This is a genomic window from Glycomyces sp. NPDC050141 (genome assembly GCF_055586545.1).
In genome coordinates this window covers 21,988-38,780 of record NZ_JBVJHZ010000030.1, presented here as the reverse complement: position 1 = coordinate 38,780, position 16,793 = coordinate 21,988, and the positions used below count along the sequence as shown (strand labels likewise).

The window sequence follows — 16,793 nt, the reverse complement described above, 5'->3', positions numbered from 1 at the left end:
GATAGGTAATGTTCGACGTGTCAGTTCATACATGTCAAGTTTTACTGCTTGGAGCTCTCATGGACAACACCCCAGCCGTCCTGCTGACCGGCGCGAACGGCGGCATCGGCACCCCTGCGGCGCTCGAACTGGCCGCCAGGGGCTTCCTCGTCTATGCCGGGATGCGCCGCACCGGGCACGGACCGTTCGACGGCGCCGCGCGTATCCGCGAGGTCCGGCTCGACGTCACCGACCCGGCTTCGGTCGCCGAGGCGGTCGGGCGCATCGAGTCCGAGCGCGGCGCGCTCGGACTGCAGGCGGTCGTCAACAACGCGGGCATCATGGTGAACGGCCCGCTCGAACTCATCCCCGACCAGGAGCTGCGCCGCCAGTTCGAGGTGAACGTCTTCGGCCCGGTGCGGGTGGCGAAGGCGGCGCTGCCGCTGCTGCGGACGGGCGCGGGCCGGATCGTGAACGTGGGCGCGCCGACGGCGTACGTGCCGATGCAGTTCTATTCGTCCACTTCGGCCAGCAAGGCGGCGCTGCACTCGATCACGGTGTCGCTGCGCGGCGAGCTGGCCGCATGGGGTATCCCGGTGACGGTGGTCGTGCCGGGCCTGGTCGCGACGTCGATCTTCGCGACGGCCGCCGAGGCGCAGCGGGCCGCGGAGGTCCCGGCCGAGCGGGCGGCGCTGTACCGCGAGCATCTGGCGGCGGTGGAGCGGGCGAGCGCGAAGCAGCAGTATGAGCCGACGGCGGGGATCGTGGGGGCGATCGCGGCGGCGGTCACCGACAAGCGGGTGAAGCCCGAGTATTTCGGCAGCGCGAACGCCCGCGTCCTGTCGAAGGTGCTGGCGCGGCTGCCGCGGTCGATGCGTGAATCGGCGGTGGCGAGTGCGTTGGGCGTCAAGGGCATTCGGGCCCCGCGGGAGGCCGCGCCGGCGATTTGAGCCTTGTTCGAAAGGATTCTTCGGCGGAGCGTCGGTCGCCCGTGATTGGCTGGCGGGATGGCGAAAACCGTGTACCACACAGCGACCAGTATCGACGGGTTCATCGCGGACCCCGAGAATTCCCTGGAGTGGCTCTTCACCGTCCCGGGGAGCATGCCTGACGAGGCCGGTCCGGACGGCGAGCCGGTCGAGAGCCCGATGGACGAGTTCGGCGAGTTCCTCGCCGGGGTCGGGGCGATCTGCATGGGCTCCACCACTTACGAGTGGATTCTCGATCACGAGAAGGCGGTCGAGCACCCGGAGAAGTGGGCGTACGAGGCGCCGACCTGGGTGTTCACCACCCGTGATCTCCCGGCGGTGCCGGGCAAGGACATCCGGTTCGTGTCCGGCGACGTCGTGGCGGTCCACGCCGAGATGGTCGCGGCCGCGGGCGGCAAGGACCGGTGGATCGTCGGCGGCGGCGACCTCGTCGGCCAGTTCTTCGACGCCGGACTCCTCGACGAGGTTCGCGCCTCGCTCGCGCCGGTCTTCCTCGGCGACGGGGCGCCGCTCCTGCCGCGCCGGATTCTCTCCCACCACCTCGAACTGATCGAGGCCAAGGCGAGCGGCCCGTTCGCGAGCCTCGCGTACCGGGTGAAGTAACGCGATCGAGGGGAGGGCACTCCTCCGATGGTTTGGTAGCCCGCCCGGCCCACCTGGGCCGGGCGGGTCACTTGTTAGTCGTTGTCGCCGTTGTCGTCCCGGTCGTCGGTGTCGTTGTCATCGCCGTCGGCGCTGTCGTCGTCGTTCGCGTCGTCGTCGGCGGTCACCTCGGTGACCGTGCCGTCGAGGGCGTCGACCGTGACGTCCCATTCGGCGCCGTCGGCGTCGGTCACCTCGACCACCCAGACGGGCGCCTCGGCGGTGCCTTCGAGGTCGACGTCGTAGACCTCGCCGGGAACCTCCTCGAGCGCGGCCTCGACGGCCGCGTCCTCGCCGATGGCCTCGTCGGGCAGCACGAAGTCGTCGTCATCGGTGCCGTCGCGGTCGTCCGCGTCGTCGCGGTCGTCGTTCTGGCCGCCTGTGTCATCCGCCGCCTGCTCGATGCGGTCCTCGCGGTCGTCGATCTCGTCGGCCGCGAACGCGGCGGCGGTGCCGCCGCCGAGGAGCAGGGCGCCCGCGGCACCCGCGATGACGAAGGTGCGCTGGCGGCCGCTGAAGCGGCGGCGGGCGGGCTCGGGCTCGCCGGGGGTCGGGGCCTGCTGGGTGTCGGTCGGAGCGTTCATTTCGTGTCCTCTCGCAGGTGTGCGGTTGATGTGGGCAACGATGCGCCCCCGAACCTGAAGCCAGGCTGAAGTCACCTGAAGCCGCCTTCAGGAAGCAGGGCGGCAGCGTGGCGGGGAGGGGTTCGGGGCGTGTCATGAAGCGTGTTTTTCCTGGCAGAGGCCGATTTTGTGTGTCCGCGAGCGACTTCAGCTTGGCTTCAGGTTCGCTGTGTCAAGCTTCGGGACATGCGATTGCTGATGGTGGAAGACGAGCAGCGGCTGGCCAAGATGGTCGCCGCCGGGCTGACGGCCGAGGGGTACGCCGTCGACCTCGCCCATGACGGCCGGACCGGCCTGTCGATGGCCCGCATCGGCAACTACGACGCGGTCATCCTCGACATCATGCTGCCCTCCATGAACGGCTACCAGGTGTGCGCGACCCTCCGGCAGGAGGGCATCACCACGCCGATCCTCATGCTCACCGCCAAAGACGGGGAGTACGACGAGGCCGAAGGCCTCGACACCGGCGCCGACGACTACCTCACCAAACCGTTCTCCTTCGTCGTCCTGCAAGCGCGCCTGCGCGCGATGATGCGCCGCGGCCGGTCCGCCGCGCCCACCGTGTGGCGCTTCGGCGACCTCACCGTCGACCCGGCCACCCGCACCTGCCGCCGCGGCGGCGAGCAGGTCGAGCTCACCTCGAAGGAGTTCTCCGTCCTCGAATACCTGTCGAGCCGCGCCGGAGAGGTCGTGTCCAAGACAGAGGTCCTGCACCACGTGTGGGACTTCGCCTACGACGGCGACGTGAACATCGTCGAGGTCTACATCTCCAACCTGCGCCGCAAGATCGACGCCCCCTACCGGCGCAACTCGATCGCGACCGTCCGCGGGGCGGGCTACCGGCTGGCGGCCGACGGTGGATAAGGCGCAGCGGGCCGAGATCCGGCGGGCCATGAAACGGGCCGAAGGCAAGAAGCCGTTCTGGCGGCCCGAATCCGTACGGGCGCGCACCACCGTGGGCGCCACCCTCGTGGTCGCGGTCGCGCTGGTCGCCGCCGGGCTCCTGGTCGTGACCCTGCTGCGCGACAACCTCTACGGCCGCGCCGAACTCACCGCTGAAGTCAACGCCCGGTCCGTCGCCGGGCAGCTCGCCTCCGGCACGGCGCCCGAGGCGATCGAACTGCCCGATGACGACGAGCTCGTGCAGATCGTCGACGCGGACGGGAACGTGGTCGCCGCCAGCGAAGACCTCGAAGGCGCCGTTCCGATCGGCTCGTTCGCCCCCGCACCCGACCCCGTCGAAACGGCCAGCGCGGCCGCGCCCAGTGACGGCGATGACGATGACGACGATTCGGACGACGCCGAGGATGACGACGACGAGGCGCCGTCGGGCGAGGGCACGACCACGGCCGCGGGTGGCGGCTCGGTCGGGTCGGCGATCGACTTCGAGACCGTCACTGTGCCGGGCGAGCGCGCGTCCTACCGGTTCGCGGCGCTCTCGGCGACCGCCCCGGACGGGCGGGTCTACGCCGTCTACTCGGGGGCTTCCCTTGAGACGCAGGAGGAAGCAGTCGCCAGTGTCGCGGCGACGATGGCGTGGGCGCTCGCGCCCCTGCTGCTGGTCGTCGCCGTGGTGACCTGGCTGGTGGTCCGGCGGGCGCTCCGGCCGGTGCGGGCGATCCAGAAGGAGCTCATCGAGATCACCGGCGGCGACCTCAGTAGGCGGGTGCCGGTTCCGGCGAGCCGGGACGAGATCCACAGTCTCGCCCGGACTACGAACTTGACGCTGGCGGCGCTGGATGCGGCCGTCGCGCAGCAGCGCCGGTTCGTCGCCGACGCCTCGCATGAGCTGCGCAGTCCGCTCGCGATCTTGCGCACGCAATTGGAGATCGCGCGCGAGCATCCGGAGCTGCTCGACCTCGACGCGACGCTCGGGGACGTGACGCGGCTGCAGGATCTCGCGAGCGACCTGCTGCTGCTCGCGCGTCTCGATGCCGGGGAGCGGCCGCCGCATGTGGCGGTGCCGTTCACTGAGCTGGTGCGGGAGGAGGTGGCGCGCCGGGCCGCCACCGACCGGGTGCCGGTGCGCCTGGAGGTGGAGGAGGACCTGTCGGTGTGGGGCGTGCGCGGGCACCTGGCCCGGGCGGTGGGGAACCTGCTCGCGAACGCGCAGCGGCATGCGACCGGCGCGGTGTCGGTGCGGTTGGAGGTCGAGGACGAGGACTGGCTGCGGTTGGACGTCGCGGACGACGGGAACGGTGTGCCGCAGGGGCAGCGGCGGCGGATCTTCGACCGGTTCGTGCGGCTCGACGAGTCGCGCAGCCGCGACGAGGGCGGCGCGGGCCTGGGGCTGGCGATCGTGCAGGACGTGGCGTTGGAGCACCACGGCATGGTCTACGTGCTCGACGCGCCTGAGGGCGGGGCGCTGTTCCGTCTGGCGCTGCGCCGCACCGAGAGGGGGTGGTGAGGGAGGTTCGAAGCGAACGTGAGGGCGGCGGTCCCTACGATGGCCGGATGAAAGCTTGGATTCCCCATGAGGCCGGTCTTGAACGGCTCGGCCCGGTTCCCGACGGCGTCGTCGTCGAGGTGTACGACGGCGGCGAGTATCCGTCCGATCCGGGGAGCGTCGAGTTCCTGGTGCCGCCTGCTGCACCGAAGGCGACCCTGCCGGGCATGGCGTACACGGTGCCGACGGCGCTGCAGGACATGCCGGAATTGAAGGTCGTGCAGCTGCTCAGTGCGGGTGTCGAGCAGTGGGTGCCGGTGGTCCCGGACGGGGTGCTGCTGTGCAACAACCGCGGTGCGCATACCGAGGTGACGGCCGAGTGGGTGATGGCGGCGGCGCTGGCTTCGGTGCGGCGGCTGGACGTGTTCGCCCGGAACCAGTCCGAGGGCAAGTGGGAGCTGTCGTGGGGTACGACGCTGTCGGGGAAGTCCGCGGTGGTCCTGGGTGCCGGTTCGATCGGTGCGGCCGTGGCGCGGCGGTTCGAGGCCTCCGGGATGGCGGTGCGGATGGTGGCGAGGTCGGCGCGGCCCGGGGTCGGGACGCTCGCGGATCTGCCGGGGCTGCTTCCTGATGCCGATGTCGTGGTGGTCATGGTGCCGTTGACGGCGGAGACCGAGGGCCTGGTGGACGCCGAGTTCCTGAAGCGGATGAAGGACGGCGCGCTGCTGGTGAACGCGGCGCGCGGCAAGATCGTCGACACGGCGGCGTTGACGGCCGAGGTCGCCTCGGGGCGGCTGCGGTGCGCGCTGGACGTGACCGAGCCCGAGCCGCTGCCCGCTGACCATGAGCTGTGGGGTCTGGAGGGCGCGATCGTGACGCCGCACGTGGGCGGCGCGGTCCTGGGGTTCATCGAGCGGGTCTATCCGCGCGTGGGCGACCAGATCCGTCGTTTCGCGGCGGGCGAGGCGCTGCTGAACGTGGTCGCGGACGGCTACTAGCGGGTGCGGGTCGCTGCTCACAGGGCCGTTGATGGTTCGATGGTGCGGTGACGATGCGATTCGAGGAACTGGGCTGGCGTGACTCGCCGATGGGCGAGATCAGTCTGCGGCGGCGGTTCGACCCGGAGGTGCAGGCCGAGGTCTACGAGGTCAAGCTCGACGAGGACTTCCTCATGTCGAGCCTGTTCACCGTGGCGGAGCGGGAGCTCTCGCACCTCGGCCTGGCCCGCGTGGGCGGCGACGACCTCGACGTGGTCGTCGGCGGTCTCGGCCTGGGCTACACCGCCCTTGCGGCCCTTGAGGACCCGCGGGTGCGGGACCTGACGGTGATCGAATACTCGGAGGCCGTCATCGACTGGCACGAGCGGGACCTCCTGCCCGACACGGTCGGTCTCGCGGCCGACGAGCGGGTGCGCCTGGTGTGCGCGGACTTCTTCGCCGCCGCGATGAGCGGGGAGGGGTTCGAGCCCGAGCGGCCGGGCCGGGCCTTCGACGCGGTCCTGCTCGACATCGACCACTCCCCCAGCCGGGTCCTGCACTCCCCGCACGCCGAGTTCTATACGGCGGACGGCCTGCGCGCAATGGCCGCGCACCTCAAGCCGGAAGGGGTGTTCGCGATCTGGTCGGACGACCCGCCGGAACCGGAGTTCATGACCGTCCTGATGGAGGTCTTCACCGGGGTGAAGGCCAAGCGGGTCTGGTTCGACAACCCCTACACCGGCGGGCGCTCCTCGAACACCGTGTACACGGCGGTCCGGGCCTAGGGCCTAGTCAGGCGATCCGGGCGCCGAGGGGGACGTCCGCGTCGGGGGCCAGCAGCACCACTTCGTCCGTGCCTTCGACGGGGACGCCGAGCACGAGCACCTCGGATTTGAAGCCCGCGATGCGGCGCGGCGGGAAGTTCGTCACCGCGACCACCATGCGCCCCACCAGTTCCTCGGCGCTGTAGCGGGCGGTGATCTGCGCGCTCGACTGCTTGAGGCCGTGTTCGCCGAAGTCGATCCACAGTTTGTACGCGGGGACGCGGGCCTTCGCGTTCACTTCGGTTTTGACGACGCGTCCGGCGCGGATCTCGGTGCGGAAGAAGTCCTCGGCTGAGCTCTCAGGCGTGGGTTCGGTCATCGCCGCAGGATAGCGCTAGTCCGCCTGGAAGCGCCGCCGCATTTCCTCCAGTGCCGCGTCGGTGAGGCGGCCGTAGAGGCGCAGGCGCGCCATGCCGCCGTCGGGGAAGATGTTGAGCCGCACCGAGGTCGCGGGCCGGTCGTTGCCGAGGACGAAGCGGTGCGGCGTGTCCGGCTGGAGGGCCGTGCGCGGCAGGAGCTCGAACGCGGTGTCGCCGTCGTGCGCTTCGATTGCGGCCCAGCCGGGGGCGTTGTGCTTGAGGTGGGTCGTGTCGAGTTCGGCGACGCGGATGACGCCGCGCCCGGCGAGGCGCACGTCGAGCCATTCGTGGCCGGGTTCGCGGCGGCGGGCCGTCTCCCAGCCGTCGGCCTGGCTCGCGGGCAGGCCGGGCATGATCGCGCCGACCGGGTTGGAGTAGAACGCGTTCGAGGCGCCGGTGACCGCGGCGCCGTTGGCGAGCGCGGCGAGGTCGAGCGGCAGGTCGGCGAACGCGGCGGGGTCGGGCACGGGGGTGCCGTGGACGCGCAGGCGGGCGATGCCGCCGTCGGGGTGCATGTTGAGGCGCACGTGGGTCCAGCGGCGCGTGTCGTGGACTTCGTACTCGTTCACGCTGTCGCCCTTGGCGTCCGAGACGGGGACGAGCGGCTGCCAGTCGGCGTCGAGGAGGTCGGCGAGCGCGGGGTAATCAGCGGTTCGGCAGGCGTCGACGGAGATGCGGGGCGGGAAGTTGCCGGTGAAGTAGGCGGTGTCGACGACGATGCCGCTGACGGTGCCGGGGACGCCGAGGCGGACGATCGCCCAGTCGTGGCCGGGTTCGCGGCGGCGGCGGGTCTCCCAGCCGTCATAGAGCTGTCCTTTGTGTCCGAACGTGTGGGCCTGGTGGACGACCGGGTAGGGGCGGATGAGGCTTTCCTTCTCGGCGAAGGACTCGTCGTTGGCGGCGAGGACGGCGCCGCCGAGGGCGCGGGCGGCGAGGTCGGGCAGGGCACGCCAGTCGTCGGGGTCGGGGGCGGCCTCGGCGGGTGCGGCATCGGTCATCGTGGGCTCCTTCGCAGTTGGCGGCCGCGCGGGGCGGCCTCGGTGTCGATGCGCTTGCCGCGCAGCCAGGTCGAGACGACCTTGCCGGTCAAGGTCGTGCCGTCGTAGGGGGTCACGGGGTGGCGGTGCAGGAGGTCGGCGGCGCGGACGGTCCAATCCCGTTCGGGGTCGAACGCGACGAGGTCGGCGTCCGCTCCGGTCGCGATGCGGCCCTTGCGGTGGAGGCCGACGAGGTCGGCGGGGCCCGTGCACATCCACCGGGCGAGGTCGGTCAGCGCGAGGCCGCGCCGACGGGCCTCGGTCCAGACGACGGGGAGTCCGATTTGGAGTGAGGCGATACCGCCCCAGGCGGTGGCGAAGTCGCCGGTCTTCATGGCGGGCGGACTCGGCGAATGGTCGGAGACGACGATGTCGATGCGGCCGTTGCGCAGTCCGTCCCAGAGCACTTCGCGGTTGGCCTCGCCGCGGATGGGCGGGCAGCATTTGAACGCGGTGGCGCCGTCGGGGATGTGCTCGGCGGCGAGGGTGAGGTAGTGGGGGCAGGTCTCGACGCTGATGCGGACGCCGTCCCGCCGGGCGGCGTCGATCGCTTCGAGGGCTTCGGCGGCGGCGAGGTGGAGGATGTGGACGCGGGCGCCGGTGGCGCGGGCGGCCTCGATGACCTGGAGGACGGCGCTCGTCTCGGCTTCGGGGGGCCTGGTGGCGAGGAAGCGGTCGAAGTCGCTGCTTGGCGACGCTTGCGGGCCACGGCTTTGCGCAGCGGCGGGGGTGTCGTGGAGGCGGGCGGGGTCTTCGGCGTGGACGAGGAGGAGCGAGTCGAGGGCGGCGACCGTCGCGCAGGCCTGGTGGAGGGCGGCGGCGTCGAGAGGCGGGAACTCGTCGACTCCCGATGGGGCCGTGAAGCATTTGAAGCCGAAGACGCCGGCGTCGTGGAGACCTTTGCGGTCGTGGTCGTTGCCGGGGACGGCGCCGCCCCAGAAGCCGGTGTCGACCCAGGTCTGACCGGTCGCGGCGGCGCGCTTGGCGGCGAGGGCGGCGGTGTCGACAGTGGGCGGGAGGCTGTTGAGGGGCATGTCGACGATGGTGGTGACGCCGCCTGCGGCGGCGGCCCGGGTGGCGGTGGCGAAGCCCTCCCATTCGGTGCGGCCGGGTTCGTTGACGTGGACGTGGGTGTCGACGAGGCCGGGGAGGAGCGCGAGGTCGCGGAGGTCTTCGGTGCGGTGGGCGGGGATCGGTTCGTCGTAGTCGCCGATGACGGCGATGCGCTCGCCCGCGATGGCGACGGCGGCAGGCCGCTCGCCGTCGGGGAGGACGGTGCGGCGGGAGCGGAGTACCAGGTCGTAGATGACAGGAGCGGAAATGTCGTAGGGGTCGGTCATCATGGTGACTCCAGGTGCGCTATCGGTTACGAGGAGGGAGGAAAGACGCGGCGGTGGTGCTGATGGGTCATGGGGCCTCGGTTTTCGCGGCGTTGTAGGCGCGCCAGGAGCCGTGGGCGGTGATGTCGATGAGCTCGGGCAGGTTTGCGCAGTCGTCGCGCAGGCGCATGCCGAGCGCTTCGGAGCCGTCGGCCATGCCGACGACGCCGAGTTCGAGGTCGGCCGGTTCGGCCGGCAGGAGGGAGGTGCGCAGGACGGCGAGGTCGATGTCGTAGAGCTCGCCTTCGATCGCCGCCCCTTGGCCTTCGGGCGCGAGCTGGAGGGCCGGGTGGTCGTCGCCGACGGAGTGCAGCCGGTAGAGCGGCAGCGTCGTGGCGGGGCCGACGAACGGCGCGCCACCGATGAGGTGGTGGAGGTTGCCGCCCTTCATGCCGCCTCCGTTGAGGAACATGTGGACCATCGGTGGCTCCTAGGTGCTCGGTGTCCGTTCGGTCGCGGGTCTGGCTGCGGCCGTGTCGGTCGCGACGCGGCGGGTGCCGGTCGGGAGGCTGGATGCTCGGTCGTGGCTCCGGCCGCGGCGGTCTCGGCTCGGCGAGTGCTGGTCGGGACGTTCGGTCCTTGCTCGGGTCGGTCAGTGGTGGATCGGGCCTTCGGCGTTGGTGAGGAAGCCGGCTCGGGCGTCGTTTCGGACGGCGACAATCTCGGCGACGATCGACAGGGCCGTCTCGTCTGCGGTGCGGCCGTTGAGGTCGAGGCCGATCGGGGAGCGGAGGCGGGCGAGGGCGTCCTCGCCGAGCCCGGCCTCGCGGAGCCGTTCGAGGCGGTCGCGGTGGGTCGCCCGGGAGCCGAGCGCGCCGATGTACCCGGCCTCGGAGACGAGGGCGCGTTCGAGCAGCGGCAGGTCGAACTTGGCGTCGTGGGTGAGGACGACGACGGCCGTGTCGGCGTCGGCGTCGGCCTGGTCGAAGTGGCGGTGGGGCCAGTCGACGACGATCTCGTCGGCCTCGGGGAAGCGGATCGGCGTGGCGAACACCGGCCGGGCGTCGCAGACCGTGACCCGGAAGCCGAGGGTCTTGGCGACGCGCACGATCGGCGCGGCGAAGTCGACGCCGCCGTAGACCAGGAGCCTCGGCGGCGGCGAGTACACCTCCACGGCGAACCGCCCGACACCACCCGAGACGGCCGGGAGGTCGATCGCGCCGAGCTCGAGGCGCCCGGCGAACCCGTTGGGGCTGATGGCGACCGCGGCACCGACGTCGGGGCCTTCGACGGCGCGCACGAGCGAGACGGGCTCACCGGCGAGGATCGCGTCGAGGGCGGCGCCGATCGCGGGATCGTCGGGTTCGACGCGGACGACCAGCACGTCCATCGAACCGTCGCACGTGATGCCCAGGTAGAACCGCTCTTCTTCGGTGGAGCCGAACGACTCCGTCGCGGCCGTACCGGATTCGAGGACTTCCTGGCAGCGCACGTACACGGCGGCCTCGACGCACCCGCCCGACACGCCGCCTACCGCTGTTCCGTCGGCGTCCACGGCGAGCGCGGTGCCCAGCGGGCGCGGCGAGGAGCCTGTGGTGGCGACGACCGAGGCGAGCGCGAAGGGTTTCCCCGCGTCCATCCAGGCGCGGAGCGTCGCGGCGATGTCCTTCATGGCTGCCTCCCGAGGTGGGCGGTCAGGTGCTCGGGCCTGACCGGGATGTGCGTGAGCGCGAGGCCCGTCGCGTCGCGGATCGCGGCGACGATCGCGGGCGTCGAGGAGAGCGTGGGCGGCTCGCCCGCGCCGCGGAGCCCGTAGGGCGCTTCAGGGTCGGCGTTCTCGACGATGTGCAGCCGCATCGGCGGCATGTCGAGGATGGTGGGGATGAGGTAGTCCGTGAAGGAGGCGTTCCTGACGCGCCCCTGGTCGGTGATCATCTCCTCCATGACCGCCAGGCCGAGGCCCTGCGCGGACCCGCCGTGGATCTGGCCTTCGAGCGCGACCGGGTTCATGATCTTCCCGACGTCCTGGACGCAGGTCAGGTCGACGACCTTGACGAGCCCGAGTTCGATATCGACGTCCACAGTGGCGCGGTGGACGCACAGGGCGAGCTGGACGTGCGTCTCGCCCTGGCCCGTAACGGGGTCCATGGGTTTGGTCTCGCGGTGGCGGAACACGCGGGTCGCCTCGATCGGGCCGTCGGCGAGGTCGCGGTCCTGCCACAGTTCGCGCACGGCCTCGCACGCGGCCTTCACGGCGCCGCCGGTCATGTACGACTGACGGGACGCCGACGAGGACCCGGTCGAACCGGCCTTCGTGTCGTTGGCGAGCAGTTCGACCCGGTCGACGCCGAGCTCGGTGCGGGCGATCTGCGCCTGCAGGCTCCAAAGCCCCTGCCCGACCTCGGCGGCGGCGGTGTGCACGAACGCCACGGTCTCGCCGTCGACGAGTTCGAGCCGGACGCTCGCGGTCGAGTAGTCGTCGAACCCTTCGGAGTAGCAGACGTTCTTGAGCCCCACGCCGTAGCCGACGCCGCGGCGCACGCCCTCGCCGTGCGTCGTGTTGCCCGTGCCGCCGGGCAGCTCGACGATGTCGCGCCCCACCGGTACGGCCGGGACCGGCACCGCCTTGATGCGCCCGAGCATGTCCGCGAGCGGCGAGAACGGCCTCCCGTTGTCCGAGCGGGACGGGTCGTAGGCGTCCACGACCTGCCCGGTGATGAGCTTGGAGCCCTGCGCGACCGCGTTGCGGCGGCGGAACTCCAGCGGGTCGAGCCCGAGCAGGTCCGCCAGCGCGTCCATCTGGGACTCGTACGCGAAGCAGGTCTGGACGCCGCCGAAGCCGCGCATCGCCCCGCACGGCGGGTTGTTCGTGCGCGCGCCCCAGGCGTCGACGGTCACGTGCTCGACCTCGTAGGGCCCCACGGCGAGTGAGGCGGCGTTGCCGACGACGGCCTCGGTCGTGGAGGCGTACGCGCCGCCGTCGAGGATGATGCGGGCCTTGACGTACAGGAGCTTCCCGTCAGCGTCGGCCGCGTGCTCGTACCGCATCCGCGCCGGGTGCCGGTGGACGTGGCCGACGAAGGACTCGGCCCGGTCGTACATCATCTTCACCGGGCGGGCGGTCGCGAGGGCGAGCATCGCCATGTGGATCTGCACCGACAGGTCCTCGCGGGCGCCGAACGCGCCGCCGATCCCGGCGATGGCCATGTGGACGCGGCCCGGTTCGAGGCCGAGGCACGGCGCGATCTGCTCCAGGTCGGAGTGGACCCACTGGGTCGCGACGAACAGCTCGACGCCGCCGTCCGCGCCGGGTACGGCCGCACCGGATTCGGGGCCGAGCGGCGCCTGGTCCTGCATGCCGACCACGTATTCGCGGGCGACGACGGCGGCCGGGGCCTGCGCGTCGGGGTCGCCCAGGCGCACCGGCTGGTACCGGAAGAAGTTCCCGGCTTCGACGGCTTCCTCAGGGTCCCAGTGGGTTTCGAGCTCCTCGTACTCGACGGTGACGGCTTCGGCAGCGAGGCGGGCGAGGTCGAGGGTCTCGGCGGCGACGATCGCGACCGGTTCGCCCTCGTAGTTGACCTCGTCGATCGCGAGTACTGGCTGGTCGGCCTCGATGAGTCCGTAGTGGAGCTTCCCGGGGACGTCGGCGGCGGTGAGGACCGCTTCGACGCCCGGCATGGCGAGCGCGGCGGCCGTGTCGATCGAGACGAGGCGCGCGCGGGGGTGGGGGCTGCGGAGCGTGTGGCCCCACAGCATCCCGGGGAACTCGAGGTCGGAGGCGTAGTCGAAGGCGCCGTTGACTTTCGCTTCGGCGTCGGGGCGGGTGGGGCTGGACCCGACGCCGCCGGAGCGGCCTTGGGTCCCGACCCCGCCGGCTGCCCTTGTCGGCGGGGTCGGAGTCTTTGTGGGCGCCGTGTCGGTGCGCGCGGTCTCGACGGCGTCGGCGGGCGCGGTCGGTCGGGGCGCTGCGGGTTCAGGCATCGCGGGCCTCCCTGAGGTTCGCGCTGGCGGTGGCGAGGTCGCGGGCGAGCGCCGCGGTGTCGGCGGTGCGCAGTTCGCCGCGTTCGACGACGGGTTGCCCTGCGACGGTGAGGAGCCGCAGGGGCGCGACTGGTCCGAGGACGAGGGCCGCGACGGGGTCGTTGATCCCTGCGTGGCCGAGTCCGGTGAGGTCCCACAGGGCGATGTCGGCCTGCTTGCCGGGTTCGAGCGAGCCGATCTCGGTGTCGCGGCCGAGGACGCGGGCGCCGCCGATGGTGCCCAGGCGCAGGGCGGTGCGGGCGTCCATGGCGTGCGGGCCCTTCAGTTGCCTTGCGGTGTAGAGGGCTTGGCGCAGTTCCTCGCCGAGGTGCCCGGCCTCCTGGCTGGCGGCGCCGTCGACGCCGAGGCCGACGGGGATGCCGGCGTCGAGCATCGCGGGGACGTCGGCGAGGCCGGTGCCCAGGCGGGCGTTGGACGACGGGCAGTGGGCGACGCCCGTCCCGGCCGCGCCGAGGCGCCGCTGCGCTTTCGCGTCGAGGTGGACGGCGTGGGCGAGCCACGTGTCGGCTTCGATCCAGCCGGCCTTGTCCATGTACTCGACGGGGTCGCAGCCGTGGACCTGCTGGCAGAAGTCGGCTTCGTCGAGGGTCTCGCACAGGTGGGTGTGGAGGCGGACGTGCTTGTCGCGGGCGAGCGCGGCGGATTCGCGGAGCAGTTCGGTGGAGACGGAGAACGGCGAGCAGGGGGCGACGGCGATGCGCAGCATCGAACCGGGCGCGGGGTCGTGGTACCGGTCGATGGCGTCGGCGGTCGCGGCGAGCGCGGCGTCGATGTTCTCGACGAGGTGGTCGGGCGGGAGGCCGCCGTCGCTGACACCGCGGTCCATGGAGCCGCGCGCGAGGTGGAGCCGGACGCCGATCTTCGCGGCGGCGGCGATCTGGACCTCGATCAGGTCGGCGGCGTGGCCCGCGGGGTAGACGTAGTGGTGGTCGGCGGCCGTGGTGCATCCGGAGAGGGCGAGCCACGCGAGCCCGGCGGTGTTGGCGGCGGCGACGTGCGCGGGGCCGATGCGGGCCCACACGGGGTAGAGGTCGACGAGCCATTCGAAGAGGGTGTGGTCGGTCGCGTATCCCCTGGTGGCCCACTGGTAGAGGTGGTGGTGGGTGTTGACCAGGCCGGGCGTGGCCAGGCAGCCGGAGCCGTCGATGTACTGCGCGCCTTCGATACGCGGGGCCGGGCCCGCGCCGACGGCGGTGATGACGCCGTTCTCGGCGACGATGTGGCCGCTCTGGTGCTCGGTCCCGGCGGTGTCGACCGTCGCGACTGCGGTGTTCTCAATCACTATGGTGCTCACGGCGTGTCCTCCGAAGATTCGTCGGCGGCGCGTGAAATATTGGCGACATTTATCCATTGGTTGTGGTGCAGGCGGGTCCGGGCGGGTACTCGGGACACCCCGTCGGCCTCCGGTTCAGCCTCTTGCGCGCCGTCCCCCATCGCTTCCGCCGCAGCGCGCACCGCGTCGATGATCTTCTCGTACCCCGTGCACCGGCACAGGTTCCCCGCCAGCGCCTCACGGATCTGGACGTCGCTCGGGTCGTCCTCGCGTGCAAGGAGATCCGCGACCGAGACGAGCAGGCCCGGTGTGCAGAACCCGCATTGCACGGCCCCGCACGCGATGAACGCGTCGCGCACCGGCCGGGGCACCGCCCCCACCACCGTTTTCACTTCGCGCCCTTCGCATTGCGCGGTCGCGACCAGGCACGAGCAGACCGGGTCGCCGTCCAGCAGCACCGTGCACGAGCCGCATTCGCCCTGCTCGCAGGCGTTCTTCGTGCCCGTGAGTCCGAGCCGGTCGCGCAGGGTGGCGAGCAGGCTCTCCCCTGGCCGGTCGATCTCGGCGACGGCGGCCTCGCCGTCGATCCGCAAGTCAACTCTCATCGGCTGCTCCTCGGTTCATGTGCGGCGGTCCAGACCCGCCGCAGTGCCCGCGCGGCGCACACCGCCAGCGCGTGGCGCCGGTAGTCGGCGGTGCCGCGCACGTCGTCGATGGGCCGCGCCGCGGCCGCGACCCGGCGGCCGAACTCCTCGGCGAGCGCGTCGTTGAACAGGTCCGGCCGGGTCCAGGGCAGTTCGATGAGGTTCGCGTCGGGCGCGGTGAGCGGCGTCGGCCCGGCCGAGCCGATGCCCGTGCCGAGGCGCCGCGTGTCGAGGTCGAGGGCGACCGCGAGCGAGCACACGGCGATGACCATGGCGTTGCGCGTGCCCACTTTGAGGAACTGCTGCGGCCCGGCCGCTTTCGGGACGGTGACCGCGGTGATCAGCTCGCCCGGTTCGAGGACGCTGCGTTTGGGGCCGGTGTAGAAGTCGGCGACCGGGACGGTGCGCGTGCCGGAGACGGACGCGATCTCGATGGCCGCGCCGGTCGCGAGGAGCGGCGGGTGGCCGTCCCCGGCCGGGGACGCGGTGGCGAGGTTGCCGCCGAGGGTGCCGCGGTTGCGGATCTGCGGGGAGCCGACGGTGCGCGAGGCGGCGGCGAGCCCGGGGAGGACCGTTGCCAGCTCGGCGACGATGCGCGCGTACGGGACGCCCGAGCCGATGCGGATGGCGTCCCCTTCGTCGGACCATTCGCGCAGATCGGCGAGGCGGGTGAGGTCGAGCATGGCGGCGGGCCGGGTGCGGCGGTAGTTGACGGCGACCATGAGGTCGGTGCCGCCCGCGACCGGGACGGCCTCGGGGTGGGCGGCGAGGAGCCGCAGCGCCTCGCGCAGGTCGGCGGGGCGGTGGAACCGGTCCGTTGCCGCAGGGGTGCTCATGCCTCCTCCCTTCGGACCGTGCCCTCGATGAGCCCGTACGGGAGGTCTCCGGCCTGGAAGACCACGCCGGGGTTGTCGAGGCCGAACCGTCCGAGGTCGTAGAGGTAGTGGTGCCGGTTCGGCAGCGACAGGCGGACCTCCCGGGCCTCGGGGATCGTCTTCAGTATGCGCTCGCCGACGGCGTGGAGGGTCTGTTGCAGCGAGAGCGAATAGGTGTCCGCGAACGCGGCGAGGAGCGCCCCGCGGGCCTTGGTGAACGCGTGGTCGTAGAAGGCACTGTCGTAGAGAGCGCTGTCGAAGAAGGCGTCGTCGTCGGCGTAGTCCCAGGTGGCGGTGACGGCGGTGGCGAGGATGCGGTCGTCGGTCTCGGGCAGGGTGGTGTATTCGTCGGTGAGGAAGCCGGTGAACTCGGAGTCGGTGGTGTTGAGCAGCAGCAGGTCCTTCACGCCGGAGGCGGTGCGGGCGGCCGTGCCGTCGTAGACGACTTCGGTGGTGCGCAGTTCGCCGCCTTCGCCGCGGGTGAAGGAGTGGTCGCCGATGCGGGTCCAGGCGTGCTCTTCGATCTGGACGCGCGCGGTGGTGATCGAGGGCGTGGTGTCGGTGAAGTGGCGGGCGAGGCGTTCGGCGAAGGTCTCGATCGCGCCGACGCCGTCCCTGGCGAACGCGTACACGGTGTTCTTCTGCGTGTCGGTGGGCAGGACGCCGGTGTTGTCGCCGGTGTAGTGGGTGGCGTCGAGGTCGCCGGAGAGCGCGGTGTGCACGGTGAGGTCGCGCAGTTCGTGGCGCGCGGATTCGCGGCCGACGCGGACGAGGCGTATCCCGGATTTGCCGTAGCTGTTGGGGCCCATGGTGAACGGCATG

At 71.7% G+C, this 16,793-nt stretch carries 16 protein-coding genes and 1 pseudogene; 6 read left to right on the top strand and 11 right to left on the bottom strand.

Annotated elements, in window-relative coordinates:
• Positions 1 to 59 precede the first annotated feature (59 nt).
• Positions 60 to 929, top strand: coding sequence for an SDR family NAD(P)-dependent oxidoreductase (locus ACZ60M_RS17870; RefSeq protein ID WP_465419386.1), 870 nt, complete (start codon positions 60 to 62; stop codon positions 927 to 929).
• 57 nt (positions 930 to 986) lie between these two features.
• Positions 987 to 1,571 (top strand): dihydrofolate reductase family protein, encoded by a 585-nt coding sequence (locus ACZ60M_RS17865; RefSeq protein ID WP_465419384.1) that lies wholly within the window; start codon positions 987 to 989, stop codon positions 1,569 to 1,571.
• Positions 1,572 to 1,645: 74 nt separating this feature from the next.
• On the opposite strand, the gene ACZ60M_RS17860 is transcribed toward ACZ60M_RS17865, so the two are convergent.
• A complete protein-coding gene (locus ACZ60M_RS17860; protein ID WP_465419382.1) occupies positions 1,646 to 2,194 on the bottom strand; it encodes a PepSY domain-containing protein in 549 nt (182 codons plus the stop codon).
• A 225-nt stretch (positions 2,195 to 2,419) separates the two neighbouring features.
• Here ACZ60M_RS17860 and ACZ60M_RS17855 point away from each other — a divergent pair, with 225 nt between their 5' ends.
• The 4 genes from ACZ60M_RS17855 to ACZ60M_RS17840 are packed head-to-tail and all read left to right on the top strand — an operon-like array spanning position 2,420 to position 6,381.
• Complete coding sequence (locus tag ACZ60M_RS17855) at positions 2,420 to 3,097, top strand: response regulator transcription factor (protein WP_465419380.1); 678 nt, start codon at positions 2,420 to 2,422, stop codon at positions 3,095 to 3,097.
• A gap of 28 nt (positions 3,098 to 3,125) precedes the next feature.
• Positions 3,126 to 4,640: a sensor histidine kinase gene (locus ACZ60M_RS17850; RefSeq protein ID WP_465419420.1), complete on the top strand. Its 1,515-nt coding sequence runs from the start codon at positions 3,126 to 3,128 to the stop codon at positions 4,638 to 4,640.
• Positions 4,641 to 4,687: 47 nt separating this feature from the next.
• Complete coding sequence (locus ACZ60M_RS17845) at positions 4,688 to 5,617, top strand: 2-hydroxyacid dehydrogenase (protein WP_465419378.1); 930 nt, start codon at positions 4,688 to 4,690, stop codon at positions 5,615 to 5,617.
• A 47-nt stretch (positions 5,618 to 5,664) separates the two neighbouring features.
• Positions 5,665 to 6,381 carry a polyamine aminopropyltransferase gene (locus tag ACZ60M_RS17840; RefSeq protein ID WP_465419376.1) on the top strand — a complete coding sequence of 239 codons (717 nt, stop codon included), beginning with the start codon at positions 5,665 to 5,667 and terminating at the stop codon, positions 6,379 to 6,381.
• Between the two features lie 7 nt (positions 6,382 to 6,388).
• Here the strand turns inward: ACZ60M_RS17840 and ACZ60M_RS17835 are convergent, their stop codons facing one another.
• The 10 genes and pseudogenes from ACZ60M_RS17835 to pucL form a co-directional block, all read right to left on the bottom strand.
• The gene (locus tag ACZ60M_RS17835) at positions 6,389 to 6,739 is read right to left on the bottom strand and encodes a tRNA-binding protein (RefSeq protein ID WP_465419374.1); all 351 of its coding nucleotides are present in this window, start codon (positions 6,737 to 6,739) and stop codon (positions 6,389 to 6,391) included.
• Positions 6,740 to 6,754: 15 nt separating this feature from the next.
• On the bottom strand, positions 6,755 to 7,777 hold the full coding sequence (gene alc, locus ACZ60M_RS17830; RefSeq protein WP_465419372.1) for an allantoicase: 1,023 nt from the start codon (positions 7,775 to 7,777) through the stop codon (positions 6,755 to 6,757).
• Positions 7,774 to 9,159 (bottom strand): allantoinase AllB, encoded by a 1,386-nt coding sequence (allB, locus tag ACZ60M_RS17825; protein ID WP_465419370.1) that lies wholly within the window; start codon positions 9,157 to 9,159, stop codon positions 7,774 to 7,776. Before allB ends, alc begins: the two co-directional genes overlap by 4 nt.
• 64 nt (positions 9,160 to 9,223) lie before the next feature.
• A complete protein-coding gene (locus tag ACZ60M_RS17820) occupies positions 9,224 to 9,616 on the bottom strand; it encodes an allophanate hydrolase-related protein (RefSeq protein ID WP_465419368.1) in 393 nt (130 codons plus the stop codon).
• A gap of 171 nt (positions 9,617 to 9,787) precedes the next feature.
• Positions 9,788 to 10,864: pseudogene (locus ACZ60M_RS17815) on the bottom strand (XdhC family protein); the annotation flags it as partial.
• Positions 10,804 to 13,119 (bottom strand): molybdopterin cofactor-binding domain-containing protein, encoded by a 2,316-nt coding sequence (locus tag ACZ60M_RS17810; RefSeq protein ID WP_465419366.1) that lies wholly within the window; start codon positions 13,117 to 13,119, stop codon positions 10,804 to 10,806. The pseudogene ACZ60M_RS17815 and the gene ACZ60M_RS17810, both read right to left, overlap by 61 nt.
• Complete coding sequence (locus ACZ60M_RS17805; RefSeq protein WP_465419364.1) at positions 13,112 to 14,473, bottom strand: 8-oxoguanine deaminase; 1,362 nt, start codon at positions 14,471 to 14,473, stop codon at positions 13,112 to 13,114. Before ACZ60M_RS17805 ends, ACZ60M_RS17810 begins: the two co-directional genes overlap by 8 nt.
• Complete coding sequence (locus ACZ60M_RS17800; protein ID WP_465419362.1) at positions 14,470 to 15,057, bottom strand: (2Fe-2S)-binding protein; 588 nt, start codon at positions 15,055 to 15,057, stop codon at positions 14,470 to 14,472. The genes ACZ60M_RS17805 and ACZ60M_RS17800 overlap by 4 nt, the downstream gene beginning before the upstream one ends.
• Positions 15,054 to 15,932, bottom strand: a complete 879-nt coding sequence (locus ACZ60M_RS17795; protein ID WP_465419360.1) for an FAD binding domain-containing protein — start codon at positions 15,930 to 15,932, stop codon at positions 15,054 to 15,056. Before ACZ60M_RS17795 ends, ACZ60M_RS17800 begins: the two co-directional genes overlap by 4 nt.
• On the bottom strand, positions 15,929 to 16,792 hold the full coding sequence (pucL, locus tag ACZ60M_RS17790) for a factor-independent urate hydroxylase (RefSeq protein WP_465419359.1): 864 nt from the start codon (positions 16,790 to 16,792) through the stop codon (positions 15,929 to 15,931). Before pucL ends, ACZ60M_RS17795 begins: the two co-directional genes overlap by 4 nt.
• Between the last annotated feature and the right edge of the window lies 1 nt (position 16,793).